We start from the raw sequence: 23,163 nt of genomic DNA on the forward strand, positions 1-23,163 counted from the left end.
CGAAGACCCTCTCCCCCGCCCTCTCCCGCAAGCGGGCGAGGGAGTAAAGGCGACCCAGGTCATCGAGCGCATCAAGCGCATCAAGCGCATCGAGCATCGAGCATCGAGCATCGAGGACATCGAGGACGTCGAGGACATCGAGAACATCCCCGGATAACAAAAAGCCGGACGACCCCGAGGGGCGGTCCGGCAAACGAAGACGCTGATGGACGCCTTCGGAGACTTCAGGAGAGACGAGAGATCGAGGGATCGGGAAGATCCAGGAAATCGATGAAGTGGAGATCGGGGCCGGTGCGCCCCGGTGGCTCAGCGGGCCGAGACGGCGGCCGCGTCGGCTTCGCCGGCGGTGGCCTTGGCGGTCTTGGCGGCTTCCTGCGCGGCGAAGCGCTGGATCAGGGCCGCGTACTTGGGCGAGGCCTTCAGCTCCGCGTAGCGGGCTTCGGCCTTGGCGCGCTGGTTGGCGTTCAGCGAGAAGTCCTCGGTGCGGTCCACCGCAGCCAAGCCCGATTCGCGATAGATCTCCAGATCGGCCAGCACTTCGGCGCGGGTCTTCTGGCTGGCGGTGATCGGGTCGAGGTGGCTGTAGCTCTGAGCGAAGGCCGGGGCCGCGACAGCGGTCAGGGCAACCAGGGCGGAGGCGATCAGGGTCTTGGCGGTGTTCATGGCATGTCCTTTCAGCGGTGCGAGCGTTCCGGCTCGGAGGATTCGTGGGGCGGCGTTGCGTTTGCCGATGGCTGAACAATAGGCATTGACCCGAATCACATAAATGGTTCGATCCGGAACGCATCGTTGTCGGCTTCGCAACAATCGCGCCCCTCGCCCTGAACCCCCGCGCGTGCGGGGTCTTAGTCCGTCAATCGCACAAACCCGAGGTGTTGTGCCGCCAGCCGCCCGGCCCGGCATGACGACCGGCTGTCGGTTCCGTGCGAATGACGTCCGTTTTCCCAGCAGGTTTGTCAGGAAACGTCTTTGACATGCGTCAAGATCGCGCCCGCCGAAAGCCTCCCGATCCATTTCTTGCGCCGCGTAACGAGTGAGCAAGCCCTCACGGCTTGTTGACTGGTCGCGCTACCAGAGGGACAGGGCGAGGGGACGGACGGCCGATCGCGAAACGGGAGGAGGGTTCCGTCCCGCGATCGAAGGACACCGGGCCGCCCCATGGCGGCCCGTTCAAATTCTTCTGGAGGACTGAATGTCTACTGTGCTGACCGACCCCAGCGTCGGATCCGCCGGCTCGAGCTGGCTGGACAAGGAGCGCACCATCGCCGCTCCCGGCTTCAACCGCTGGCTCGTGCCGCCGAGCGCGCTCGCCATCCACCTGTGCATCGGCATGGCCTACGGCTTCTCGGTGTTCTGGCTGCCGCTGTCCAAGATGCTGCAAAGCGCCGGCACCGGCGCCGCCTGCGGCAAGGACGTGGGCTTCTTCGAGCAGCTCACCACCACCAGCTGCGACTGGACCGTGCTGACGCTGGGCACGATCTACATGCTGTTCTTCCTGTTCCTGGGCTGCTCCGCCGCCATCTGGGGCGGTTGGCTGGAACGCGCCGGCCCCCGCAAGGCGGGTCTCGTGTCGGCCGTGTGCTGGTGCGGCGGCATGCTGATCTCGGCCTTCGGCATCCATACCCACCAGTTCTGGATGATGGTGCTGGGTTCCGGCGTCATTGGCGGCATCGGTCTGGGCCTGGGCTACATCTCGCCCGTGTCGACCCTGATCAAGTGGTTCCCCGACCGGCGCGGCATGGCCACCGGCATGGCCATCATGGGCTTCGGCGGCGGCGCGATGATCGGCTCGCCCCTGGCGGTGGAGCTGATGAAGCGCTTCGCCACCCCGACCGACCCGGGCGTGATGCAGACCTTCGTCGTGATGGCGCTGATCTACTTCGTGTTCATGGTCGCCGGCGCGTTGGGCTACCGCGTGCCCCCGACCGGCTGGAAGCCGGAAGGCTGGACGCCGCCCGTGGCGCAAGCCGCCAACGCCATGATCACGAAGCGCCACGTGCACGTGAAGAAGGTCTGGGGCATTCCCCAGTTCTGGCTGGTGTGGGTCGTCCTGTGCATGAACGTGACCGCCGGCATCGGTGTGATCGGCATGGCCAGCCCGATGCTGCAGGAGATCTTCGGCGGCACGCTGATCGGCGTGCAGGCCAAGTACGCCGAGCTGGACAAGACCCAACTGGCCGCGATCGCCGCGATCGCTGGCGGCTTCACCGCGCTGCTGAGCCTGTTCAACATCGGCGGCCGCTTCGTGTGGGCCTCGCTGTCGGACAAGCTGGGTCGCAAGCTGACCTACACCGTGTTCTTCGTGCTGGGCGGCCTGCTGTACGCCTCGCTGCCGAGCAGCGCGGCCGCGGGTCACAAGCTGGCCTTCGTCGGCGCGGTCTGCGTGATCCTGTCGATGTACGGCGGCGGCTTCGCCACCGTGCCGGCCTATCTGGGCGACCTCTTCGGCACGCAGTTCGTGGGCGCCATCCACGGCCGTCTGCTGACTGCCTGGGCGACCGCCGGCATCCTGGGCCCGTTCATCGTGAACGGCATGCGCGACTACCAGCTGGGCATGGGCATCCCCCGTGAGCAGGTCTACAACCAGACCATGTACATCCTGGTGGGCATGCTGGCCGTGGGCCTGCTGGCCAACCTGCTGGTGCGTCCGGTGGCCGACAAGCACTTCATGACCGACGCCGAACTGGCGGTCGAGAAGCAGCTGGCCCACGAGAAGGCCGCCGCCTCCGAAGTCGGCAGCGGCCCGGGCGCCGGCAAGGCGACCCCGGCGGCGCTGGTCTTCGTGGCCTGGCTGGCCGTGGGCCTGCCGCTGGCCTGGGGTATCTACAAGACGATGCTGAGCGTGGCCAAGTTCTTCAACTGAGCTTGACCGCAGGCCCCTGGCCGGCGCCCTCGGGCGCGGCCGGGTAGCATTCCCCTCGCCCCGGCGGCCGTCGAGCTTCGGCGACCACGGGGCGACTCCGTTTCCGGGCATGTCGTGCCGGGGCGGAACTCAAGAATTCAGAGGACTCGATGAGCGAGCAGAAGATCCACTTCTACAAGGGCCCGGCGGGCGGTTGGGGCGCGCTGAAGAGCGTCGCCAAGACGCTGCAAGCGCAAGGCATCGCGGTCAAGGGCGCCAAGACGCTGCTGTCGGCCAACCAGCCGGACGGCTTCGACTGCCCCGGCTGCGCCTGGCCGGACCGGGATCACCGCTCGACCTTCGAGTTCTGCGAGAACGGCGCCAAGGCCATCGCCGCGGAAGCGACCTCGCATCGCGCCACGGCCGACGTGCTGGGCGGCCACACCGTGACCGAGCTGGCCGGCTGGTCCGATTTCGACCTCGAGAACCTGGGCCGCATCACCGAGCCGCTGGTCTATGACCCCGCCAGCGACCGCTACGTGCCCATCGCCTGGGACGACGCCTTCGAGCTGATCGCCGCGCGCCTGAACGCGCTGAAGGATCCCAACGAGGCGATGTTCTACACCTCCGGCCGCGCGAGCAACGAAGCCGCCTTCCTCTATCAGCTGTTCGTGCGCGAGTTCGGGACCAACAACTTCCCCGACTGCTCCAACATGTGCCACGAGCCCAGCGGCCAGGGCCTGAAGCCGACCATCGGCATCGGCAAGGGCACGGTGACGCTGCACGACTTCGAGCGGGCGGACGCGATCTTCATCTTCGGCCAGAACCCGGGCACGAATCACCCGCGCATGCTGGGCGAGCTGCGCGAGGCCTCCAAGCGCGGCTGCAAGATCGTCAGCTTCAACCCGCTGCGCGAGCGCGGTCTGGAGCGCTTCGCCGATCCGCAGGACAAGCTGGAGATGGCGACGATGGGCAGCACGCCGATCTCGACCAACTACTTCCAGCTGCGCATCGGCGGCGACATGGCCGTCATGAAGGCGCTGTGCAAGCGCGTCTTCGAGCTGGACGACGCGGCCGTCGCCGTGGGCGGCGAGCGCGTGCTGGACTTGGACTTCATCGCCGAGCACACGAGCGGCTTCGATGACTTCGAGGCCAGCATCCGCGCCGAGTCCTGGGACGCGCTGCAAGCCGAGTCCGGCCTGTCGCGCGAGCAGCTCAACGCGGCCGGCGACCTGTACGCCCAGGCCAAGCGCGTGATCATCTGCTGGGGCATGGGCATCACCCAGCACCAGCATTCGGTGGCGACCATCCAGCACATCGCGGCGCTGCTGATGCTGCGCGGCAACCTGGGCCGCGAAGGCGCCGGCGCCTGCCCGGTGCGCGGCCACTCCAACGTGCAGGGCGACCGCACGATGGGCATCTACGAGAAGCCGCCCAAGGCGCTGCTGGACCGGCTGGGCCAGGTCTTCGGTTTCGAGCCGCCGCGCGAGAACGGCTACGGCACGGTCGAGTCCATCCAGGCGATGCTGGAGGGCAAGGGCAAGGTCTTCTTCGCGCTGGGCGGCAACTTCGCCGCGGCGACGCCCGACACGGTGGCGACCTGGAAGGCGCTGCGCTCGACCGACCTGACGGTCCACGTGACCACCAAGTTCAACCGCAGCCACACCATCCATGGGAAGGAAGCGCTGGTGCTGCCCTGCCTGGGCCGCACCGAGATCGACATGCAGGCCACGGGCCCGCAGGGCGTGACGGTGGAGGACTCGATGAGCATGGTGCACATCTCCAGCGGCATGAATGCGCCGGCCTCGGAGCACCTGCTGTCCGAGCCCATGATCGTGGCGCGCCTGGCGGCGGCGACGCTCAAGGGTCGTTCCAAGACGCCGTGGCTGTGGCTGGTCGAGGACTACGCCCGCATCCGCGACAAGATCGAGGAGGTCTTCGACGACTTCAAGGGCTTCAACGAGAAGATCAAGCAGCCGGGCGGTTTCCGCCTGCGCAACACGGCATCGGAGCGGGTCTGGAACACGCCCACCGGCAAGGCCAACTTCATCACCCACGCGCTGCCCACCGACACCCCCTTCCACCTGGCGCAGGCTCGCGCGCAGGAGCACAAGACGGTGGTGTTCAACTTGGCGACGGTGCGCTCGCACGACCAGTACAACACGACGATCTACGGCATGGACGACCGCTACCGCGGCGTCTGGGGCCATCGCCGCGTGGTCTTCATCCACAAGGACGACCTGCGCCAGATCGGCATGAAGGCCGGCCAGTGGGTGGACATCACCAGCGTCTATCCGGACGGCGACACGCGTCGCGCCGAGAAGTTCGTGCTGATCGAATACGACATCCCGCGCGGATGCATGGCCAGCTACTTCCCGGAGACGAATTCGCTGGTGCCGCTGAGCAGCGTGTCCATCGGCGCCGGCACGCCGACGTCCAAGTCCATCCCGGTGGTGCTGACCCTGCGTCCGCAGGACGCGCCGCTGCCGCAGGAGCAGGCGCGTTCGGTCGCGGGCGCGAACGCCTGAGATCGGACCTGACGCAGAGACCGAGGCCGAGACAGGGACCGACCCCATGAGCCGCGACGACGTGCCCGATTCCGCGATCGACGACGACGTAGCGATGGACGACGGCGACGTCGCGGCGCAGGCGCGCGTCGCGCTGGAGACGCTGGCGGAGCTGGACGCGGGCAACGGCGTCTCGCTGCCGCGTCTGGCCAAGCGAACGGGGACGCGGGTGAGCGTGCTGCTGCGGCTCTACACGCTGATGAGCGACGCCCGCGTCGGCGCGGAGCAGGGACCCGGCTGGGTCCGGCTGCAGCTCGACGAGGACGGGCGCTGGATCGCGCACATCACGCCGGCCGGTCGCGGCGACGAGGAGCCTTCCGCATGACGAGCTGCCCGCTGCCCGGTCCCGAGGACCTGCGTCCCGACGAGGGCGATGCGCCGCTGCCTGCCGCGCTGATCGCGGTACGGCCGCGGCGGCTGGGCGCCGCGCGTGCCGCCGACGAGGAGTTCGTCGCCGAGGAGGTGCCGATCGCGCTGGAGTACAACGGCCTGTCGCATGCGGTGATGCTGGCCACGCCGCTGGACCTGGAGGACTTCGCGCTGGGCTTCTCGCTCACGGAAGGGCTGCTGGCCACGCCGGCTGATCTGCTGGATGTGGAGCTGCGCACGCGGGCCAACGGCATCGCCTTGCAGCTCACCGTCACCGCGCGTTGCGAGGCGCTGCTCAAGGAGCGTCGTCGCAGCATGGCGGGCCGCACGGGGTGCGGGCTCTGCGGCACGGACAACCTGGACCAGGTGTTCCGTGTGCCGGAGCGCGCGGTGCCGCCCTTGCCGTCGGCGCTCGCCGCGCCCGAGGCGCTGGTGCCGGCGCTGTCGCGCGCGATGCGCGAGCTGGCCGAGGCTCAGCCGCTGCAGCAGCGTACCGGAGGCATCCACGCCGCCGCCTGGTGCGAGCCGGATGGCGGCGTCACCCTGGTGCGCGAGGACGTGGGGCGCCACAACGCCCTGGACAAACTGATCGGCGCCATGGCGCGTGCCGGTATCGATCCGTCGACGGGCTTCGCCGCCGTCACCAGCCGTGCCAGCTTCGAGATGGTGCAAAAGGCCGCGATCGCGGGCATGCCGATGCTCGCGGCGGTTTCCGCGCCGACCCACCTGGCGATCCGCACGGCGCAGTCCTGCGGACTGCGTCTGGCCGGCTTCGTCCGAGAAGGCCGAGCGACCCTCTACGCCTGACGCCGCGCCGAGGGCTCAGAACTTGCAGGCCATCCCGAGCTGGGCCGAGATGTCGACCGAGGTCGACCCGTCGCCCTTGCGGTTGAGCTTGGAGGGCATGCGGAAACGGCCGGCACACTCGGTGGCGTCCAGTCCCAGGCCGCGGAGCATCTGCTTGGGGCCGTCCATGCCGATGCTGAGCGCGTGATGGGCGCGCTTGGGGGGCGGGCCGAGGGGCGCGCCTTCGCGGGGGAGCTCGATCACGCGGATGTCGAGGCCGGAGCGCAGCGCGGGGCTGTCGCGGTCGCTGCTGTTGGGGCCGTTGCGCCAGGGTTGCAGGCGGGCGCATAGCTCGGCGAGGGTGGGCGGCTTGATGGCGGTGACGGTGGGGCGCGGCGGGGGAGGGGGCGATTCGGGGTCGGGCGCCGAGGCGGCGGCGACCGCGGCCACGAGAGACGCATCGACCGCGGCGAGGTCGGGCGCGGGCGGGCCGTCGCGCGCGACGGCGGTCGCGGCGCTCATGCTCATCAGCAAGAGCGCGGCGCCGTGGCGCCAGATCCGTGGAATCAGGTCCCGGTGATCGCCTTGCATGCTGTCCTCCAACTCCTGCGCTCGGAGACCCAAGATGCGCGTCGGGGCTGAAGGGTGGCTGAAGTCGGGGTCAGGGCTTTCCCCCGTAGTCCTGGGGGATTCCGGGCGGCTGGGGGCGCTGGCGTGCCACGGCCCCGGAAGACCCTCTCCCCCGCCCTCTCCCGCAAGCGGGAGAGGGGGTTGGCAGCGCGCCCGCTTGCGAGAGAGCGAACCTTCTTTCTCCCTCGCCCGCTTGCGGGAGAGCGAACCTTCTTTCTCCCTCGCCCGCTTGCGGGAGAGGGCAGGGGAGAGGGTCTTTCCCGGCCGCGGCCCGCCGCCGTCAGACCACCAATCCCAGCAACCTCGGCAGCGCCAGCGACAGCGCCGGCCAGTAGGTCACCACCAGCAGGAAGCCCAGCATGGTCAGCAGCCACGGCCACACCGCGACGGTGAGCTCGGTGATCCCCATCTTCGTGATCCCGGAGGCCACGTACAGGTTCAGCCCCACCGGCGGATGGCACAGGCCGACCTCCATGTTCACCGCCATCAGAATGCCCAGGTGCACCGGATCCACGCCCAGCTTGGCGGCGACCGGGAACAGGATGGGCGCCATGATCAGCACGATCGCGGCCGGGTCCATGAAGTTGCCCGCGCCCAGCAGGATCAGGTTGACCAGCAGCAGGAAGACGATCAGTCCGAAGCCCTGCGCCGACATCCAGGCCGCCATCGTCTGCGGGATCTGCTCCGAGGCCATCAGGAAGCTGAACAGCACCGCGTTGGTGATGATGTACAGCAGCATCGAGCTCATCGCCGCCGCCTTCAGCAGCACCTTGGGCACGTCCTTCAGGCGCATGTCCTTGTAGACGAAGACCGAGATGATGAAGGCGTAGACCGCGGCCACGGCGGCCGCTTCCGTCGGCGTGAACTTGCCGCTGTAGATGCCGCCGATCACGACGACGATCAGCATCAGGCCCCAGAAACTGTCGCGGAAGGCCTTGAAGCGCTCCCCCCAGGTGGCCTTGACCATGCGCGGGTAGTCGTACTTCTTGGCGCGGTACCAGGTCGTCAGACCCAGCAGCAGCGACAGGCATACGCCCGGCACCACGCCGGCCATGAACAGCTGACCCACCGAGGCCGTACCCACGACTTCGCCGTGCGGACCGGTGGCCGACATGCCGGCCGTGGCGATCGAGAACATCACCAGGTTGATCGACGGCGGGAACAGGATGCCCAGCGCGCCCGAGGTCGTGATCACGCCAGCCCCGAACTGCTTCGGATAGCCCTGCTTGGTCATCGCCGGCAGGATGATGGAGCCGACCGCCACCACCGTCGCCACCGACGATCCCGAGATCGCCGCGAACATCGCGCAGGCCAGCACGCCGGCCAGACCGAGACCGCCGTACCAGTGGCCGATCATGGTCGTGGCGAAGTGGATGATCCGTCTGGCTACTCCGCCATGCGTTAGGAAGTTCCCCGCCAGGATGAAGAACGGGACGGCCATGATCTCGAACTTCTCGATGCCGGTGAACAGCTTGAGCGCGACCGATTCGATCGGCACGTTCGTCATCGTGAAGAGATAGGTCAGGACCGTCAGGCCCAGCGAGATCGAGATCGGCATGCCGGTGAGCATGAGCACCACCAGCAGCGAGAAGATGATCAGGGTGTTCATGCGCGATCTCCCTTCGAGCCCGCCGCGGTCTTCGCGGCTTCCTCGGCGGTCTTGGCCGAGCCGATCGCCGCGGCGTCGTCCTCGATGCCTTCCACGTGGCCGTGGTCCGCGTGCGGCGCTTCACCGGTGCGGATGAAGTGCCAGCACACCTGCAGGAAGCGCAAGCACATCAGGTAGGAGCCCAGCGGCACGCAGGAGTAGGCGATCCAGGTCGGGATCTCCAGGTCGGGCGAGGTGGGGCCTTCGAAGAGGTCGGGGTTGTCGATGCCGAAGGCGTGCGTGAACGCATAGTGGGCGCCGTTCTCCCAGACGAAGGTCGCGCCCAGCGTGCCGATGGTGGCGGTGAAGACCGCGCCCGCGAGCAGGCTGAAGATCACCAGGTATTTCGCATGCTGCGGCTTGAGCTTGCGCACCAGCACGTCCACGCCGACGTGGGTGCCGGCGCGCACGCCGTAGGCGGCGCCGAACTTGGCCATCCACACGAACATGTAGATGCACAGCTCCTGCGCCCAGCTCACGTCGATGCGGATGATCAGGTCCTGCAGGTGCGGGACGCCTGCCAGAAAGCGGTGCAGCACGGCGATCGCGATCACCAGCGTCGCGGCGCCCATGAGGAAAGCGATCAGGCTCTCCTCCAATCGATCGAGCCATCTCAGGGACATGGCGATCTCCTTCGGACAAAGAAAAGCCGCGCCGCCGGAGGACAGCGCGGCTTGGAAGGTCGCCGGGAACGGCGACGGTTCAGAAAGGCGGGCCGGCGACGCCGGCGGCCGACGGGCTTACTTGGTCGGCGGGACGAAGCCGGCGGCCTTGTAGGCGGCCTCGACCGTGCTCTTGCCCACGCGGCCTTCCATCTCCTTGTGGACCGGCATCAGCGCCAGCTTCCACTCGTTCACTTCCGCCGGGGTCAGCGTGTAGATGGTGGTCTTGCCGCTGGCCTTGATCTTCTCCAGCGCCTGCTGGTTCTCGGTCTGCGCGATCGCGTTGGCGTAGGTGGTGGCGTCCTTGACGCTGCTGTCCACCACGGCCTTCAGGTCGGCGGGCAGGCCGTCATAGAACTTCTTGTTGATGATCAGCGCGTAGGCCAGGTGGCCGTGGTTGCTGATGGTGGTGTGCTTCTGCACCTCATAGGTCTTCTGGGTGTAGAAGTTGGAGGGCACGCCCTCGGTCCCGTCCACCACGCCCGACTGCAGCGCCTGGTACAGCTCCGAGAAGGCCATCACCTGCGGGATCGCGCCCAGCGCGCGCATCTGTGCGTCCAGCACCTTGGAGGACTGGATGCGCATCTTCAGGCCCTTGAAGTCCGCCACGTGGTGCAGCGGCTTGTTGGCGCTCATGATGTGGAAGCCGTTGTCCCAGAAGGCCAGGCCCTTGATGCCCTTGGGCTCGAGCTTCTTGAACAGCTCCATGCCCAGGGTGTTGGTCGTGTTGCGGAAGGAGGCGTCGTCCTTGAACAGGAAGGGCAGGTCGAAGACCTCGAACTCCTTCACGCCCAGCGGGCCGAACTTGGCCAGCGACGGCGCCAGCATCTGCACCGAGCCCAGCTGCAGCGCCTCCAACTCTTCCTTGTCCTTGTAGAGCTGGCTGTTGGGATAGACCTCGACCTTCAGCCGGCCCTTGCTGCGCTCCTCGGCCAGTTCCTTGAAGCGCTGCGCGCCCTTGCCCTTGGGCGTGTCGGGGGCGACCACGTGGCTGAGCTTGATGACGATGGGCGCTTGGGCGAACGAGGCGCCGGCGGCGCTCAGGCCGGCGACGGCCAGCGCGGCGGACAGCAGCAGGCGGCGGGGGACGCTGCGGGAGAAGAGAACGGACATGGGGGAGGTCTCCTGGTGTTCTTGGCTGCGCCGGGACTCGGGGCATCCTGGGATGGGGCGGATTGTGGAAATCGGCCCCGCGCACGGCCAGTTGTGGACTTCCACATTGGGGAAATGCGAAACGCCCGCCTCCGCGCCGCGCGTGCGAGAGGCGCAGCGCCTAGACTGCCGGCCATGGCCGCCGCGCGACGACTCCCCCACCTGCTCAAGCGCGCCAGCTGGGCTTTGCCGCTGCTGCTGGCGCTGGCCTTCGCCGCGTCGGTGGGCGTGTGGCTGCGGTTGACCGATCAGGCCGATCTGGAGGAGGAGCGGCTGACGCTGATCGCGGACTCGCTCTCGCTGGAGGCGCGCATCAGCGACTGGCTCAATGCGGAGCATGCGGCGGTGGACCGCCTCGCGCAGCAGCTGCCGGCCAAGGTCGACGACAGCACGCTGCTGCGGCAGCAGGCGGTGACCGAGGGGTTGCGGCGACTGTGGGTCAGCGTGACCGTGCTGGACGCCAACAACCGCGTGCTGGCCCATGTGCCGCAGCAGACGCCGCACACGCTGGCGCCGGTGCGCGAGCGCAGCGGCGTGAGCCTGGACGAGGGCGGCGTGACCGCGCACTGGAGCGCGCCGCGGCCGCAGGGCGGGCGGCTGGTGGTGCGCTTCGCGCCGAGCGCGCTGCTGCGCCAGACCTTGCCCTGGTGGCTGGCGCAGAAGTACGACGTGCGCCTGGTCGATGCGCTCGGCCAGCGGCTGGCGCAGAACGGCGAGCCGCTGCAGCAGCCGGGCACGCAGAGCTATCGGGTCAGCGTCGATCCGGCGATGCGCGAGACCTGGCTGGAGCTCAACACCCGCAATCGGCACACGCCGTGGTGGCACACGCTGGCGGCGGCGCTGATGGGCGTGTTCATCCTGCTGTCGGCGCTGGCCAGCGGCATGCTGCGCCGGCAGATGCGCGAGGTGCGCCGCGCCGAGAACGAGGCCCGCACCGAGGCCGCCTGGCGCCGCGCGGTGGAGGACTCGCTGACGGTGGGCCTGCGGGGGCGCGATCTGGACGGGCGGCTCACCCATGTGAATCGCGCCTTCTGCGATCTGGTGGGCTACAGCGCGGAGGAGCTGCTCGGCCGCCTGCCGCCCATGCCCTACTGGCTCCCCGACGAGATGGAGGACAGCCTGCGCCGGCACCGCCGCAACATGGCCGGGGGCGCGCCGCGCGACGGCTATGAGGCGCGCTGGATGCACCGCGACGGGCATGCCATCGACGTGATGATCCTGGAGGCGCCGCTGGTGGATGCGTCGGGCCATCAGATCGGATGGATGGGGTCCATCGTGGACATCAGCGCGCGCAAGCAGGCCGAGGAACGCGAACGCCGCCGCACCGAGGCGCTCGCCCATCAGGCGCGGCTGAGCACGCTGGGCGAGGTGGCCTCGGCGCTGGCGCATCAGTTGAATCAGCCGCTGGCGGCGATCGCCGGCTATAACGCGGGCGCGATCCGCTCGCTGGAGCGCAGCGGGCAGACCGACGAGATCGTGATGGGGGCGCTCAAGCGCCTGGGCGAGCAAGCGATGGAGGCGGGCCGCATCGTGCAGCGCATCCGCGCCTTCCTGACGCGGCGCGCGCCGCAGCCCGAGCGCTGCGCGGTGCCGGAGTTGGTGTCGCGGGTGCTGGCGCTGCTCAAGCGGGATCTGAGCGGCGTGCCGGTGGAGGTGCTGATGCCGCCGGACCTGCCGGCGGTGCAGGCCGATGCGGTGCTGATCGAGCAGGTGCTGATCAACCTGATCCGCAACGCGCTGGACGAGCTACACGGGCGTTCGGATGCGCGGCTGCGGATCGCGGCGCTGCGCGTGGGCGAGCGCTTCGTGCGCGTGGACGTCGACGACAACGGACCGGGCCTGCAGGGGCGCGGCATCGATCAGCTGACGACGGCCTTCTATTCGACCAAGGCCGAGGGCATGGGGATGGGACTGGCGATCTGCCGGTCGGTGGTGGAGGCGCACCACGGCGGCATGGAGGCCGGCGTCGGCGCGCTGGGCGGCGCGAGGGTGAGCTTCACGCTGCCGCTGTGCGCGACGCAGGCGCCGTGTCCCGATGAGCCGGCGACGTCGATGGCGCCGATGGTGTCGACGATGTCGACCACGTCGGCGCCGCGGATGACGGGGAACAAGGAGAGCGAACGATGAGCGACCCTCAGGCGACGGTCCACCTGGTGGACGACGAGGCGGCGGTGCTGGATGCGCTGGCCTTCCTGATGCGCTCGCACGGGCTGCGGGTGGAGACGCACGCGAGCGGGCCGGCCTTGCTGGAGGCGATCGAGCAGGCTTTCGAGCCGCATGGCTGCATCGTGCTGGACGTGCGGATGGAGCCGCTGTCGGGCTTGCAAGTGCATGACGAGCTGATCGCGCGCGGCATCCCGATGCCGGTGATCTTCCTGAGCGGGCACGGCGACATCCCGATGGCGGTGGACGCGATGCAGAAGGGCGCGATCGACTTCGTGGAGAAGCCGTTCAACGATCAGGCGCTGGTGAACAAGGTGCAGCGCGCGCTGGCGCTGGACGTGCATCGTCAGCGCGAGGCGCGCGCGCATGCGGATGCCTCGGGCAAGCTGGCGACCTTGACGGACCGGGAGCGCGAGGTCGCGCTGCTGGTCGCTGCGGGCAAGCTGAACAAGCAGGTCGCGGACGAGCTCGGCATCGCGATCCGCACGGTGGAAGTCCACCGCGCACGGGCGTTCACGAAGCTGGGTCTGCGCTCCGCGGCGGAACTGGCGACCCTGCTGGAACGCTTCGAGCTGAAAAGGGAGAAGGGCGCTCAGTGAGCGCCCCTCCAAGTTTCCCCAGCCGCCATCGTCGATGACGGCGCCTACTGTGAATCGCGAACGAGGCCTCAGGCCGCGTTGATCACCAGCGACACATTGCTCCCGCCGAAGGCGAAAGAGTTGCTGACGATCGCCTTCGATCGGTCGAAGTCGCGCGTCTCGCGGATCACATCGGCGATCTCCTCGAGCACGCTGCTGCGGACATTGGCGCTCGCCGGCAGCTTGCCGCGGCGCAGCGCCTGCACGCAGGCGACCAGCTCCAGCGCGCCGCCCGCGCCGATCAGGTGACCGTGCAGCGCCTTGGTCGCGCTCACCGGCACGCCGCGCTGGCCGAAGACCCGCATCAGCGATTCGCACTCGACCGTGTCGCCGACATCCGTCGCCGTGCCGTGCGCGTTCACGTAGCCCACTTGCCCCGGCTCGATGCCCGCGTCCTTGAGCGCCGCCCGCAGCGCGCGCTCCTGACCGTCGGCGTCGGGACGCGACAGATGCACCGCGTCGACGCTATGTCCGTAACCGGCCAGCACGGCAAGCGCCGAAGCGCCGCGTGCGCGGGCGTGGGAGGCCGTCTCCAGCACCAGTGCCGCCGAGCCCTCGCCCAGCACCAGGCCCTTGCGCGCGTCGTCGAAGGGCCGGCAGCTGCGCGACGGGTCTTCCGCGTCCGCCGCGGCCATCACGCCCATGGCCTGCCACGCCGCCACCGAGCCCGGATTCAGCATCGCCTCCGAGCCGCCCACCAGGGCCACGTCCGCCCGGCCCTGACGCATCAGCATCAGCGCCTCGCCGATCGCCTGCGCCGAGGAGGCGCACGCGTTCGAGATCGTCAGCATCGCCGCCTTGAGCCCGTACTTCATCGCCAGATGCGACGCCGCCGAGTTGGCCATCACCCGCACCACCGTGTACGGATGGATGCGCGGCACCTCCTTCACCAGGTGCTCCGTGTAGGACTGCTGCAGCGCGTTCGAGCCGCCCAGCCCGGTGCCCCAGGCCACGGCCGAGCGCTCCGGCGCGGCCGCCGTCGCCGGCAGGCCCGCATGGGCCCAGGCCTCGCGCGCGGCATGCAGCGCCATCAGGCTGTGCCGGTCGTGCAGGTTGCGCTGCGCCGGCGGCATGTCCTGCCCCAGCGCCAGCGTCACCGCCGCCGCCGCGAAGGGCGGCACGCCGCGGGCCGGTTCGCCCGGCTGCAGCGCCACGCCCGAGCGGCCCTGCTCCAGCGCGTCCGCCAGCGCGTCCGCGTCCGGGCCGAGCGCGCTGCACGCGCCGATGCCGGTGATCCATATGGCTTCCGATCGTGCGTCCGCGCTCATCGGCCGCTCGTCCTCAGGCGGCGGCCGCCGCCGTGTCGGCGGCTGGCGCCTTGGCCTGACCGCCGCTGGACTCGGCCAGCAGGCCGTCCACGATCGAGGACAGACCGGCGATCGTCGGCTGCTTCATCGCGATGTCGTGGTCGATCTGGACATGGAAGTGATCCTCGACCGCGAACATGAAGTCGACCAGCATCAGCGAGTCCAGACCCAGTTCGGAGAAGGCGACGTCGTTCTTCAGTTCATCGTCGGACATGCCCAGCTCGTGGCAGGCAAGGCGACGCAGTTGTTCAAGCGTGTTGCTCATGGCGGAGATCCTCGGTCGCGGTCAAAGGTTGGAGACGCTCGGCCAGGTCCGCGACGGGCACCTGACGCAGCAGGAATTGGCGGGCGGTCTGCGTGACCGCGCCGCGCTCGTTGTCCAGGGTCAGCATGTGATAGCTGTGGTGGAACCAGTGCACCTCGGGCGTCGTGCCCAGCCGGCGCTGCAGCTCCAGCACCGAGCGCGGGCCGCTGACGTCGTCCTCGCTGGCGTGCAGCACCACGGTGGGCGCATCGATCTCGTGCAAACGCGCGCGCACATGGCGGATCAGGCGCGAGGCCTGATGCAGCGAGGCGGCCGGCAGGCGGTCGGCACCGGCCGCCGAGACGTGGCTGGAGTTCATGGCCTGGGCGACCCACTCGCGCAGGCGTTCGTTCTTGATGCCGTAGGGCGGGGCTTCACGGAAGGCCAGCCACTGTCGCAGCGGCGGCACGTAGGCCAGCGGCAGCAGACGGCGCCAGGGCGAGACGTTCCAGCCGTCGAAATGCAGGCTGGTGGACAGCAGCATCAGCGCCGCGGCCGGGCGCTTGAGCGCCAGGGCCAGGGTCAGCACCGAGCCCATCGACAGGCCGCCGATGGCGACCCGCGCGTGTTTCGCGGCCAGCGCGTCGTAATGCGCGGCGGCCATGTCGACCCATTCCTCGAAGCGCGGCACCGGGCGGCGGCGGGCGCCGTCGGTGGCCGACACGCCGTAGCCGTCCAGCGCGGGGGCTTCCACGACGTAGCCGGCGTCGCGCAGCGAGCGCGCCAGCGGCATCATCTCCAGCGGATTGGCGCACAGCCCGTGCAGCAGCAACACCGCGGGCCGCGGGTCGAGCGCCGGTTGCGCCAGGCCGGTGGCCGACGGCGACGTGGTGAAAGAGTGGATTTGGTTCGGCATGTCCGGCATGTTGGCGGCGGTCGCTGTTGCGGACTTGACGCAAAGCTGTCAGAAAGCTGTCGACGCCGTTGCGCTCAGGTTTCTGCAAGGAGCCCGATGGGCCGGCGCAAGGCACACCGCTTAGGATCCTTCACCATGCGAATCCTTCTGGTCGAAGACGATGATTTCCTGGCGGAATCCACCGCCCGGGCGCTGCGCTCGCAGTCCTGGGTCGTGGACGTCAGCGCCCGTGGCGAGCCCGTTCCGCTGTCGCTGCGGGAGGATCGTTACGACCTGCTGATCCTGGACATCGGTCTGGCCGGCATCGACGGCTTCGAGACCCTGCGCCGCGTCCGCGCCCAGGGCAGCCAGGTCCCCGTGTTGCTGCTGACAGCTCGTGACGCGGTCGAGGACCGTGTGCGGGGACTGGAGGGCGGCGCCGACGACTATCTGGTCAAGCCCTTCGCGCTGAGCGAGCTGATCGCCCGGGCCCGCGCGCTGGTGCGCCGCAGCCAGGCGCGCAGCGGCAACGAGCTGCAGTTGGCCGCGCTGCGCATGGACCTGGAAGCGCGTCGCGCCTTCGTCGGCGAGGAGCCGCTGGCGCTGTCGGCGCGCGAATGGGACGTGCTGGGCTTCCTGCTGGCGCGCGCCGGCAAGGTGGTGGCCAAGGAGCAGATCGCCTCGGCCAGCAACGGCTGGGAGCAGGGCGTCAGCGACAACGCGATCGAGGTCTGCGTGTCGCGGCTGCGGGCCAAGATCGAGCCCGCCGGCCTGCAGCTGCGCACCGTGCGCGGCCTGGGCTATCTGCTGGAAGAGGCGCCGCCGGCCAAGGCCTGAGGGTGGGGTAGGCTCGCCCGCATGACCGACTCCCAGCTCCGCCGCGCCACCTACAGCCTCAAGCAACGCCTGCTGATCTGGCTGATGCTTCCCGTGCTGGTGGCGGTGCCGGTGGCCGGGCTGGTGCTCTACCAGGTCATGCACGACACGGCCATCAGCTGGCTGGACCAGGCGCTGGGCGACACCGCGCTGGCCGTGGCCAGCCTGCTGCGGGAGCGCGACGGCCAGGTCTTCGTCGACGTGTCCGGCCCGACCGACCGGGCGCTGCGCTTCGACCGCACCGACCGCATCTACTACCTGGTCCTCGATCCGGCCGGCAATGTGCTGCACGGGGACCAGCAGCTCGCGCGCATCCAGCTGCCCTGGCGCAAGCCCAACGAGTGGATCTTCACCGTCGCCAACCTGAACGGCGAGACGCTGCGCGCCGCCGCGCTGGGCGCGACCTGCGGCAACGGCCGCGTCTGCCAGATCCTGGTGGCGGAGACCCTGAACAAGCGCGACGCGCTGCAACAGCAGCTGGTGCTGGTGGTGGGGCTGATCATCGGCGGCATGGCGGTGTTGCTGGCGGCGGCGGGCTGGTGGGCGACCTATCGAGGCCTGCGCCCGCTGGCGCGGCTCAGCGCCGAGCTGGAACAGCGCGACCTCACCCGCCTGGAGCCGCTGCAGGCCAACGTGCCCGGCGAGCTGCGACCGCTGATCGCCGCCTTCAACCGCCTGTTCGAGCGCCTGCGGCGCGCGTCCTCGGCGCAGCAGGACTTCCTGGCCAACGCCGCGCATCAGCTGCGCACGCCGCTGACCTCGCTGCGGACCGAGATCGACCTGGCCTTGCTGGAGCCGCACGATCCGCAGGTGGAGCCGCTGCTCAAGCGCTTGCAGCACCAGGTGGATCGCAGCGCGCGGTTGGCGACGCAGATGCTGTCCATCGCGCGCGCCGAGGCGGACACCGCCATCAACGACCAGCCGCTGGACCTGCGCGACATCGCCGCCCAGGTGGCCGAGGACTGGGTGCCGCGCGCGCTGGAGTCGGGCGTGGACCTGGGCTTCGAGCTGGAGGGCGCTCCCACGCTGGGGCAGGGCTTCCTGCTGCGGGAGCTGCTTGAGAACCTGCTGCACAACAGCGTGAATTACGCCGGCTCGAACGCCAGCATCACGGTGAGCACCGGCTGCTCGGGCGAGTGGGCCTGGCTGGAGGTCGCGGACAACGGCCCCGGCATCCCGCCCGAGGACCGCGCGCGCGCGCTGCGCCGCTTCGAGCGCGGCGGCGAATCCAAGGTCACCGGCAGCGGGCTGGGGCTGGCGATCGCGTTGGACATCGCGCAGCGGCATCGCGGCCGGCTGGAGCTGCTGGACGCCGTGTCCGGTCCCGGACTGCGCGTGCGCTTGAGCGTGCCCAAGCGGGCCGGCTGAGCCGGCTGCCGATTCGCGCCGCGTGACCTCGCTCCGCTCAGGCGGAGGCGAACACGATCGCGCGGAACATCCGATCCAGCTTCTCCACCCGCGACGGCGCCAGGAACTGCCGCGCCCAGGCGAGCCGCCCCATCAGCGGCTCCCTCAAGGCGGCATCGGCCTGCGGCATCGAGGCCAGCCGGTGGAGCTCGGCCCTGAGCCGGTCATAGTCCTCGCGCGTCAGATTGGGCTGCGCGTTCACGACGACGCCGGTCACCTGCTGACGGCCGCCAGCGGGCATCGCGCGGGTCTTGTCGGGGCGCAGCCGGAAGCCCTCGTCTTCGACGATCGCCCGAACCCAGGCGCGCAGCCGTCCCTGGTCGCGGCGCAGCGTCGCCGGACCGGAGATCACCAGATCGTCCGCATAGCGCGAGTACGTCCCGCCGAAGCGCTCGGCCAGACCCGCCAGCCGCAGGTCCATCCCAAACAGGCTGAGGTTGGCCAGCGCCGGCGAGGTCGGCGCGCCCTGCGGCAGATGCGGCGAGGCGAGCCGCTTCGCGCCGTCGAAGTCGACGGCGCCGTCCTCCCGCAAACGCTCACGCACCATGGCCGGCGTGCGCGCGGTGCAGAGCGTGGTGAGCCGATTCACCACGCCGTCCGAGTAGCCCAGCGTGCGGAAGATCGCCGCTACACGCGCACGGCCCACGCTCGGGAAGAAGTCCCGCAGGTCGAAACGGATGACCATGCTCCGACCCGCATGACAGGCCGCGTGGCTGGCCACGTTGCGGCCGGCGACGAAGCCATGCGCCGCCTCGTGGCAGGGCAGCGCCTGCAACAGGCCGTCGAGCACGTGACGCTGCAGCGCGCGCAGCCGTGGCATCGGGGCTTCGATCAGGCGCATACCGCCGCGGCGCTTGGGGATCAACAGGCAGCGGTAATGGCGGGTGGCCTCGGCATACGGATGTGCGGGCGCGGCGATCGCGTCCCGATAACGCTGCGACGGGCCGGCGAAGTGGTCGAGCTCCTCCGGCGTCAGCCCCAGCCACCGGGCCAGATCGGCTTCGGTCTGCCAGTCGGGCAAGGCCACATGCGCGAGCGCGAAAGGGACCGGCCGCATGCGCGCGGGTCGCAGCAAGATGCGGTGGACGCGCGGCCGAGGGAAGCGCTCCGGATCGAAACCGTCGAGAAAGGCCTCGGCCGTTTGCAGCTCGTCGGCGAGTGACCGCACCGAATGCGCTCGCCAGACCGGATCGGGCCAGCGCGCGAGCGCGGCGCACAGCGGTCGCAGCCAGACGCGCGCCTCCGCGCCCAGGCACTGCTCCGCACGGGCCTGCAAGGCATTGGCGTCACGACCGCGAGGCGGCTCGTCGTCCGTCTGCAACGCGCGAGCCAGGGCCAACGCGATCCAGCGCGGATAGGTCAGGGGCACGGGATGGGTCATGGTGCAACAGGTGACCCCGTCGGTCGCCAACTCACCGGTCTCGCGGCTTCAGCTCCGCGCGGCAGCGCGGCGGCGAATCCGCGCCGGATGTCTGTCCATGGAGAGCGCCGCGGGGATGCCCCGCAGCCGGAGGCGCAGGCGCTTCCGAAAGCTTGGCGGCGTCAGGGGTCGCGGCGATTATGGGCGCGGCCTTGGCCGGCGCGCTATTTTTACTGGAGTAGGTCAGTGACGACGGAGGCCGCGATCCCTAGCCTGAGCGATTTTTTCCAAGGGGATCCCGAATGTCCGTTCTGCACCTGCCTCGATGGGTCTTCCCATCGCTGCTCGCCTCGCTGCTCCTCTCGCTGATGCTCTCGCTCGCCGCCTGCGGAGGCGGGGGGAGCGATTCGCCGTCCTCCGCCGTGAAGGTCACGTCAAGCGAGCCGCCGCCCGATGACGGGCCCGTCACCGCGATGCCGGCCGAGGTGACCGCGCTGTATCGCAGCGGCGGCAACACCGCCTCGACCGACGTCGTGCTGTTCCTGCAAGGCGGACCGATCGACACGCTGTTGTCCGAGGACCAGCTCGACGGCTTGGGCCTTGCGCTGGCGGACACGCATCTGGTCTTCGTCCATCAGGCCAGCACGCTCAACCCCGCGATCGTCGCGAATGCGGACCTCTCGCCGGCGCGCGCGCAGCGCGAGAACGCGCTGTCCGTCGCCGTGATCGACCGGTTGATCCGCCACTTCCACGCGCAGGGCAAGCGGGTCCATGCGCTCACGCATTCCTTCGGCTCCTTCCTGCTGATGCGTGCCTGGGTGGAGCACCCGGACCTGGCCGCGCTCGTCACGCGCGCCGTGGTCATGAACGGACGTCTGGACATCCCGGACGAGGTCTGGCGCGGCATGCGGACCGGCAGCCAATGGACCTTCCCTGGCGGCGGATCGCCTCAACTGGCCAAGCGCCAGCCGACGCGCGACACCTTGGAGGGCGATGACGACCGCGCGCCGGGCGAGCCGCCGTTGACCCGCACCGTGGTGTTGTCGCAGCTCCAGCTGCTGGCGGCGATCGGCGAGCCGCGGATGACGCAGCGGCTCGCGGGCCGGCGTCTGGATCAGATGGTCTACGTCACAGCGGACAGCGATGAGGCCGTCGGCCGTCTCAGCGCGGCGGAAACGCGCTTCCTGCGGCAAGCCGGGGCGACGCTCTACTGCATCGCGGGCGGCTCGCACGATGCGGGCTTCGAGGCGCCGCATGCCGAGGCGCTGGCGCAGCTGCTGCTCGGTCGTCCGGCCGAGACATCGCATTGCGAGCGGCCCACCCCGAACTGGCGACCCGGACCTCAGCTCGAGCTCTGAACCCGAGCCCGGGCCTGAGCGCGCTACCGGGCGCGGCTCAGGCCGCGCTCAGCACCGCCTGCTTGGCCGCGTTGGGCTCCAGCGGGATGTAGGCCTCGTCGGTCTCGGAGCGCTTGGCCTCGCAGCTGGCGACCAGCTGCTTCTGCCATTGGCCGTGGCGGTCGAAGAGCTCCGCCACCCAGTCCACGAAGACGCGCAGCTTGGTGCTCAGGTGCCGGTTGGGCGGGTACACCACGTACAGCGGCAGCGGGTCCGACTCCCAGTCGCAGAGGAAGGGCACCAACTCGCCCGCGTCGATGTGCGGCTTGATCATGAAGTAGGGCGCCTGGATCACGCCCAGCCCCGTCAGGCCCGCCGTCATGTAGGCGTTGCCGTCGTTCACCGACACCTTGTAGCTGCCGTAGATCTCGTAGCGCTGGCCGTTCTTGCTGTAGTCGAAGGGGAAGCGCTTGCCCGTGCGGGTCGAGAAATAGCTGACCACGTGATGCTGGTCCGACTCCAGGTCCAGCGGATGCTGCGGCATTCCGTGACGTTGGATGTACTCGGGCGAGGCGCAGCAGCCGTAGCCCCAGTCGCCGATGCGGCGCGCCACCAGCGATTGATCGGTGATCTCGCCGCCGCGCACGACGCAGTCGACGTTGTCGCCGATCAGGTCCACCGGCCGGTCCGACACGCCCAGGTCGATCTGAATGTCCGGATGCCTTGCATAGAACTCCGGAAGTGCCGGAATCAGCAGCAAGCGCGCCACGCTCGACGCGACGTCCACGCGGATGCGGCCCTTCGGCGCGGCGCGCGCGTGCGAGACCGATCCTTCGAGTTCCTCGATGTCCGAGAGCAGCCGCGTGACCCGCTCGTAATAGGCGGCGCCGTCGGGCGTGACGCTGACGCGCCGCGTCGTGCGGTTCAGCAGCTTGACCTTGAGGTGGTCCTCCAGCGATTGAATCAATCGCGTGACCGCCGTCTTGGGCAGGTCCAGCGATTCCGCCGCCCGTGTGAACGTCCCCGCTTCCACGACGCGCGCGAAAGCTTGCATGGCATTGAGCTTGTCCATCCGAACACCCCTGACCTGAACTTGAGCTGAGAGAAGAGCGCCGCGCTTGACCGGAAGCTCCGCGTGCGCGTGAGGTCGCCATCCTGCCCGATCGATTGTTTCTTCCGCGAAACGGTGATTCGCGTTGCGCGCTGTTTATCGGACGACGTCCGGCGTCTAAATTTCGCTGCATTGCAACATGAACGCCTGCCCCTTCGCCGAGCAGGCCTTTGGTGCCGCCATGGACGCGCTGCTGCTGACCTCCTGCCAAGACGATCTCCTGCCCGCCGGCGACGGCGTGCTGCCGGTGCGCGTCTACAAGGGAGCCGCTCGCCGCAAGGATGCGCCGGTGGTCATGCATTTGCATGGCGGCGCGTTCACCGAGGGCAATCTGGACAGCGGTGAGCTGGTTTCGCGCCTGCTGGCCGACGCGGGCGCCGTGGTCGTCGACGTCGATTACCCGACGGGCCTGAACCATGTCTTCCCGACCGCGCTCAAGGCGCTGGACGCGTTGCTGCAGGGCCTGCACAAGGTGCGCGCCAAGCTGTCGGGCAAGCATGCGCCGGTGATCGTCGCGGGCGAGGAGGCCGGCGGCAACCTGGCCGCCGCGCTGGCGCTGATGGCACGCGACCAGGGTCACCGCAAGCTCGACGGGCAAATCCTCATCGGACCGATGCTCAACCCCTGCCTGGCCACGGCCTCGCTGCGCCAGGCCGAGGCCGGCTACGGCGAATGCCGCTGGATGCACGGCTGGCGTGCCTATCTCGGCCAGTGCGAGACCGGCGACCACCCGTACGCCGCGCCGGCCAACACCAGCCGGCTCGCCGGACTGGTGCCCGCGCTGGTGCTGAGCAGCGACGACGACCCGATGCGCGACGAGGCCCTGGCCTACGCCCGCGCGATGAAGCGGGCCGGCGTCCAGGTGCACCAGTCCCTGATCCCCGGCCCCAGCGGATGGCCGCTGAGCCTGATGAAGCTGCCGGCCCTGGCCGTGCTGCAAGCCCCCTGGGCCCGCGCGCTGCGCGAGCGTCTGGCGGAGTTCCTCGCCCTGTTCCCGCCCGCCGGCGGGCCCCGTCCACAACCAGCCTGAGCCCCGGCGGTCTCAGCCCCGCGTCTTGCGTCTGCCTTCTTGGCCCGCCGGCATCGAACCGGGGGCCGGTCGCGGCGTCCCCGTCGTCCTCGTTTTTCCCGTCACTCCCCACGTCTATCACCGTCCCCGGAGCACCACC

20 protein-coding genes are annotated in these 23,163 nt (G+C 69.5%); 10 read left to right on the forward strand and 10 right to left on the reverse strand.

What is annotated here, in order from left to right:
• Positions 1–306: 306 nt before the first annotated feature.
• Entirely contained in the window at positions 307–663 is a 357-nt protein-coding gene (locus ABDW59_RS16850; RefSeq protein WP_343631134.1) for a DUF4148 domain-containing protein, read from the reverse strand.
• A 529-nt stretch (positions 664–1,192) separates the two neighbouring features.
• Between ABDW59_RS16850 and ABDW59_RS16855 the strand changes: the two genes are divergently transcribed.
• From ABDW59_RS16855 to fdhD, 4 genes are all read left to right on the forward strand, one after another.
• Positions 1,193–2,863 (forward strand): OFA family MFS transporter, encoded by a 1,671-nt coding sequence (locus ABDW59_RS16855; RefSeq protein WP_343631136.1) that lies wholly within the window; start codon positions 1,193–1,195, stop codon positions 2,861–2,863.
• Positions 2,864–3,012: 149 nt separating this feature from the next.
• Positions 3,013–5,370: an FdhF/YdeP family oxidoreductase gene (locus ABDW59_RS16860; protein WP_343631138.1), complete on the forward strand. Its 2,358-nt coding sequence runs from the start codon at positions 3,013–3,015 to the stop codon at positions 5,368–5,370.
• A 46-nt stretch (positions 5,371–5,416) separates the two neighbouring features.
• Positions 5,417–5,734 carry a hypothetical protein gene (locus ABDW59_RS16865; protein WP_343631140.1) on the forward strand — a complete coding sequence of 106 codons (318 nt, stop codon included), beginning with the start codon at positions 5,417–5,419 and terminating at the stop codon, positions 5,732–5,734.
• On the forward strand, positions 5,731–6,585 hold the full coding sequence (gene fdhD, locus ABDW59_RS16870; protein ID WP_343631142.1) for a formate dehydrogenase accessory sulfurtransferase FdhD: 855 nt from the start codon (positions 5,731–5,733) through the stop codon (positions 6,583–6,585). Before ABDW59_RS16865 ends, fdhD begins: the two co-directional genes overlap by 4 nt.
• Positions 6,586–6,600: 15 nt before the next feature.
• On the opposite strand, the gene ABDW59_RS16875 is transcribed toward fdhD, so the two are convergent.
• The 4 genes from ABDW59_RS16875 to ABDW59_RS16890 all read right to left on the reverse strand — a co-directional run bounded on the left by ABDW59_RS16875 (position 6,601) and on the right by ABDW59_RS16890 (position 10,617).
• Entirely contained in the window at positions 6,601–7,155 is a 555-nt protein-coding gene (locus tag ABDW59_RS16875) for a hypothetical protein (RefSeq protein WP_343631144.1), read from the reverse strand.
• 319 nt (positions 7,156–7,474) lie between these two features.
• Positions 7,475–8,803, reverse strand: coding sequence for a TRAP transporter large permease subunit (locus ABDW59_RS16880; RefSeq protein ID WP_343631146.1), 1,329 nt, complete (start codon positions 8,801–8,803; stop codon positions 7,475–7,477).
• Complete coding sequence (locus tag ABDW59_RS16885; RefSeq protein ID WP_343631256.1) at positions 8,800–9,459, reverse strand: TRAP transporter small permease; 660 nt, start codon at positions 9,457–9,459, stop codon at positions 8,800–8,802. Before ABDW59_RS16885 ends, ABDW59_RS16880 begins: the two co-directional genes overlap by 4 nt.
• 123 nt (positions 9,460–9,582) lie before the next feature.
• Positions 9,583–10,617: a TRAP transporter substrate-binding protein gene (locus ABDW59_RS16890; RefSeq protein WP_343631148.1), complete on the reverse strand. Its 1,035-nt coding sequence runs from the start codon at positions 10,615–10,617 to the stop codon at positions 9,583–9,585.
• A 174-nt stretch (positions 10,618–10,791) separates the two neighbouring features.
• Here ABDW59_RS16890 and ABDW59_RS16895 point away from each other — a divergent pair, with 174 nt between their 5' ends.
• Both ABDW59_RS16895 and ABDW59_RS16900 read left to right on the forward strand, forming a co-directional pair.
• The gene (locus ABDW59_RS16895) at positions 10,792–12,783 is read left to right on the forward strand and encodes a PAS domain S-box protein (RefSeq protein WP_343631150.1); all 1,992 of its coding nucleotides are present in this window, start codon (positions 10,792–10,794) and stop codon (positions 12,781–12,783) included.
• Positions 12,780–13,418: a response regulator gene (locus tag ABDW59_RS16900; protein WP_343631152.1), complete on the forward strand. Its 639-nt coding sequence runs from the start codon at positions 12,780–12,782 to the stop codon at positions 13,416–13,418. The genes ABDW59_RS16895 and ABDW59_RS16900 overlap by 4 nt, the downstream gene beginning before the upstream one ends.
• 68 nt (positions 13,419–13,486) lie before the next feature.
• On the opposite strand, the gene ABDW59_RS16905 is transcribed toward ABDW59_RS16900, so the two are convergent.
• Genes ABDW59_RS16905 through ABDW59_RS16915 form a run of 3 tightly spaced genes read right to left on the reverse strand, consistent with a single transcriptional unit; the run spans position 13,487 to position 15,924 of the window.
• A complete protein-coding gene (locus tag ABDW59_RS16905; protein WP_343631154.1) occupies positions 13,487–14,725 on the reverse strand; it encodes a beta-ketoacyl-[acyl-carrier-protein] synthase family protein in 1,239 nt (412 codons plus the stop codon).
• Positions 14,726–14,738: 13 nt separating this feature from the next.
• Complete coding sequence (locus ABDW59_RS16910) at positions 14,739–15,029, reverse strand: acyl carrier protein (protein WP_343631156.1); 291 nt, start codon at positions 15,027–15,029, stop codon at positions 14,739–14,741.
• The gene (locus ABDW59_RS16915; protein ID WP_343631158.1) at positions 15,013–15,924 is read right to left on the reverse strand and encodes an alpha/beta fold hydrolase; all 912 of its coding nucleotides are present in this window, start codon (positions 15,922–15,924) and stop codon (positions 15,013–15,015) included. The genes ABDW59_RS16910 and ABDW59_RS16915 overlap by 17 nt, the downstream gene beginning before the upstream one ends.
• A 135-nt stretch (positions 15,925–16,059) precedes the next feature.
• Between ABDW59_RS16915 and ABDW59_RS16920 the strand changes: the two genes are divergently transcribed.
• The gene (locus tag ABDW59_RS16920; RefSeq protein WP_343631160.1) at positions 16,060–16,740 is read left to right on the forward strand and encodes a response regulator transcription factor; all 681 of its coding nucleotides are present in this window, start codon (positions 16,060–16,062) and stop codon (positions 16,738–16,740) included.
• A 21-nt stretch (positions 16,741–16,761) separates the two neighbouring features.
• On the forward strand, positions 16,762–18,147 hold the full coding sequence (locus tag ABDW59_RS16925; RefSeq protein WP_343631162.1) for a sensor histidine kinase: 1,386 nt from the start codon (positions 16,762–16,764) through the stop codon (positions 18,145–18,147).
• A 37-nt stretch (positions 18,148–18,184) separates the two neighbouring features.
• On the opposite strand, the gene ABDW59_RS16930 is transcribed toward ABDW59_RS16925, so the two are convergent.
• Positions 18,185–19,555, reverse strand: coding sequence for a reverse transcriptase family protein (locus tag ABDW59_RS16930; RefSeq protein ID WP_343631164.1), 1,371 nt, complete (start codon positions 19,553–19,555; stop codon positions 18,185–18,187).
• Positions 19,556–19,848: 293 nt separating this feature from the next.
• On the opposite strand from ABDW59_RS16930, the gene ABDW59_RS16935 reads away from it, so the two are divergent.
• Positions 19,849–20,904: a hypothetical protein gene (locus tag ABDW59_RS16935; protein ID WP_343631165.1), complete on the forward strand. Its 1,056-nt coding sequence runs from the start codon at positions 19,849–19,851 to the stop codon at positions 20,902–20,904.
• A gap of 37 nt (positions 20,905–20,941) precedes the next feature.
• Here ABDW59_RS16935 and ABDW59_RS16940 read toward each other — a convergent pair whose 3' ends face one another.
• Entirely contained in the window at positions 20,942–21,937 is a 996-nt protein-coding gene (locus tag ABDW59_RS16940) for a LysR family transcriptional regulator (RefSeq protein WP_337958216.1), read from the reverse strand.
• Between the two features lie 196 nt (positions 21,938–22,133).
• On the opposite strand from ABDW59_RS16940, the gene ABDW59_RS16945 reads away from it, so the two are divergent.
• Positions 22,134–23,024, forward strand: coding sequence for an alpha/beta hydrolase fold domain-containing protein (locus ABDW59_RS16945; RefSeq protein ID WP_343631170.1), 891 nt, complete (start codon positions 22,134–22,136; stop codon positions 23,022–23,024).
• Positions 23,025–23,163 lie beyond the last annotated feature (139 nt).

The sequence above is a fragment of the Roseateles sp. genome, assembly GCF_039595295.1.
Classification (GTDB): Bacteria; Pseudomonadota; Gammaproteobacteria; order Burkholderiales; family Burkholderiaceae_C; genus Roseateles.

What these genes read in the sequence shown, in the direction of transcription:
- ABDW59_RS16850 (WP_343631134.1), bottom strand. Translation starts at nt 663, where the DNA reads ATGAACACCGCCAAGACCCTGATCGCCTCCGCCCTGGTTGCCCTGACC.
- ABDW59_RS16855 (WP_343631136.1), top strand. Translation starts at nt 1,193, where the DNA reads ATGTCTACTGTGCTGACCGACCCCAGCGTCGGATCCGCCGGCTCGAGC.
- ABDW59_RS16860 (WP_343631138.1), top strand. Translation starts at nt 3,013, where the DNA reads ATGAGCGAGCAGAAGATCCACTTCTACAAGGGCCCGGCGGGCGGTTGG.
- ABDW59_RS16865 (WP_343631140.1), top strand. Translation starts at nt 5,417, where the DNA reads ATGAGCCGCGACGACGTGCCCGATTCCGCGATCGACGACGACGTAGCG.
- fdhD (WP_343631142.1), top strand. Translation starts at nt 5,731, where the DNA reads ATGACGAGCTGCCCGCTGCCCGGTCCCGAGGACCTGCGTCCCGACGAG.
- ABDW59_RS16875 (WP_343631144.1), bottom strand. Translation starts at nt 7,155, where the DNA reads ATGCAAGGCGATCACCGGGACCTGATTCCACGGATCTGGCGCCACGGC.
- ABDW59_RS16880 (WP_343631146.1), bottom strand. Translation starts at nt 8,803, where the DNA reads ATGAACACCCTGATCATCTTCTCGCTGCTGGTGGTGCTCATGCTCACC.
- ABDW59_RS16890 (WP_343631148.1), bottom strand. Translation starts at nt 10,617, where the DNA reads ATGTCCGTTCTCTTCTCCCGCAGCGTCCCCCGCCGCCTGCTGCTGTCC.
- ABDW59_RS16895 (WP_343631150.1), top strand. Translation starts at nt 10,792, where the DNA reads ATGGCCGCCGCGCGACGACTCCCCCACCTGCTCAAGCGCGCCAGCTGG.
- ABDW59_RS16900 (WP_343631152.1), top strand. Translation starts at nt 12,780, where the DNA reads ATGAGCGACCCTCAGGCGACGGTCCACCTGGTGGACGACGAGGCGGCG.
- ABDW59_RS16905 (WP_343631154.1), bottom strand. Translation starts at nt 14,725, where the DNA reads ATGAGCGCGGACGCACGATCGGAAGCCATATGGATCACCGGCATCGGC.
- ABDW59_RS16910 (WP_343631156.1), bottom strand. Translation starts at nt 15,029, where the DNA reads ATGAGCAACACGCTTGAACAACTGCGTCGCCTTGCCTGCCACGAGCTG.
- ABDW59_RS16915 (WP_343631158.1), bottom strand. Translation starts at nt 15,924, where the DNA reads ATGCCGAACCAAATCCACTCTTTCACCACGTCGCCGTCGGCCACCGGC.
- ABDW59_RS16920 (WP_343631160.1), top strand. Translation starts at nt 16,060, where the DNA reads ATGCGAATCCTTCTGGTCGAAGACGATGATTTCCTGGCGGAATCCACC.
- ABDW59_RS16925 (WP_343631162.1), top strand. Translation starts at nt 16,762, where the DNA reads ATGACCGACTCCCAGCTCCGCCGCGCCACCTACAGCCTCAAGCAACGC.
- ABDW59_RS16935 (WP_343631165.1), top strand. Translation starts at nt 19,849, where the DNA reads ATGTCCGTTCTGCACCTGCCTCGATGGGTCTTCCCATCGCTGCTCGCC.
- ABDW59_RS16940 (WP_337958216.1), bottom strand. Translation starts at nt 21,937, where the DNA reads ATGCAAGCTTTCGCGCGCGTCGTGGAAGCGGGGACGTTCACACGGGCG.
- ABDW59_RS16945 (WP_343631170.1), top strand. Translation starts at nt 22,134, where the DNA reads ATGAACGCCTGCCCCTTCGCCGAGCAGGCCTTTGGTGCCGCCATGGAC.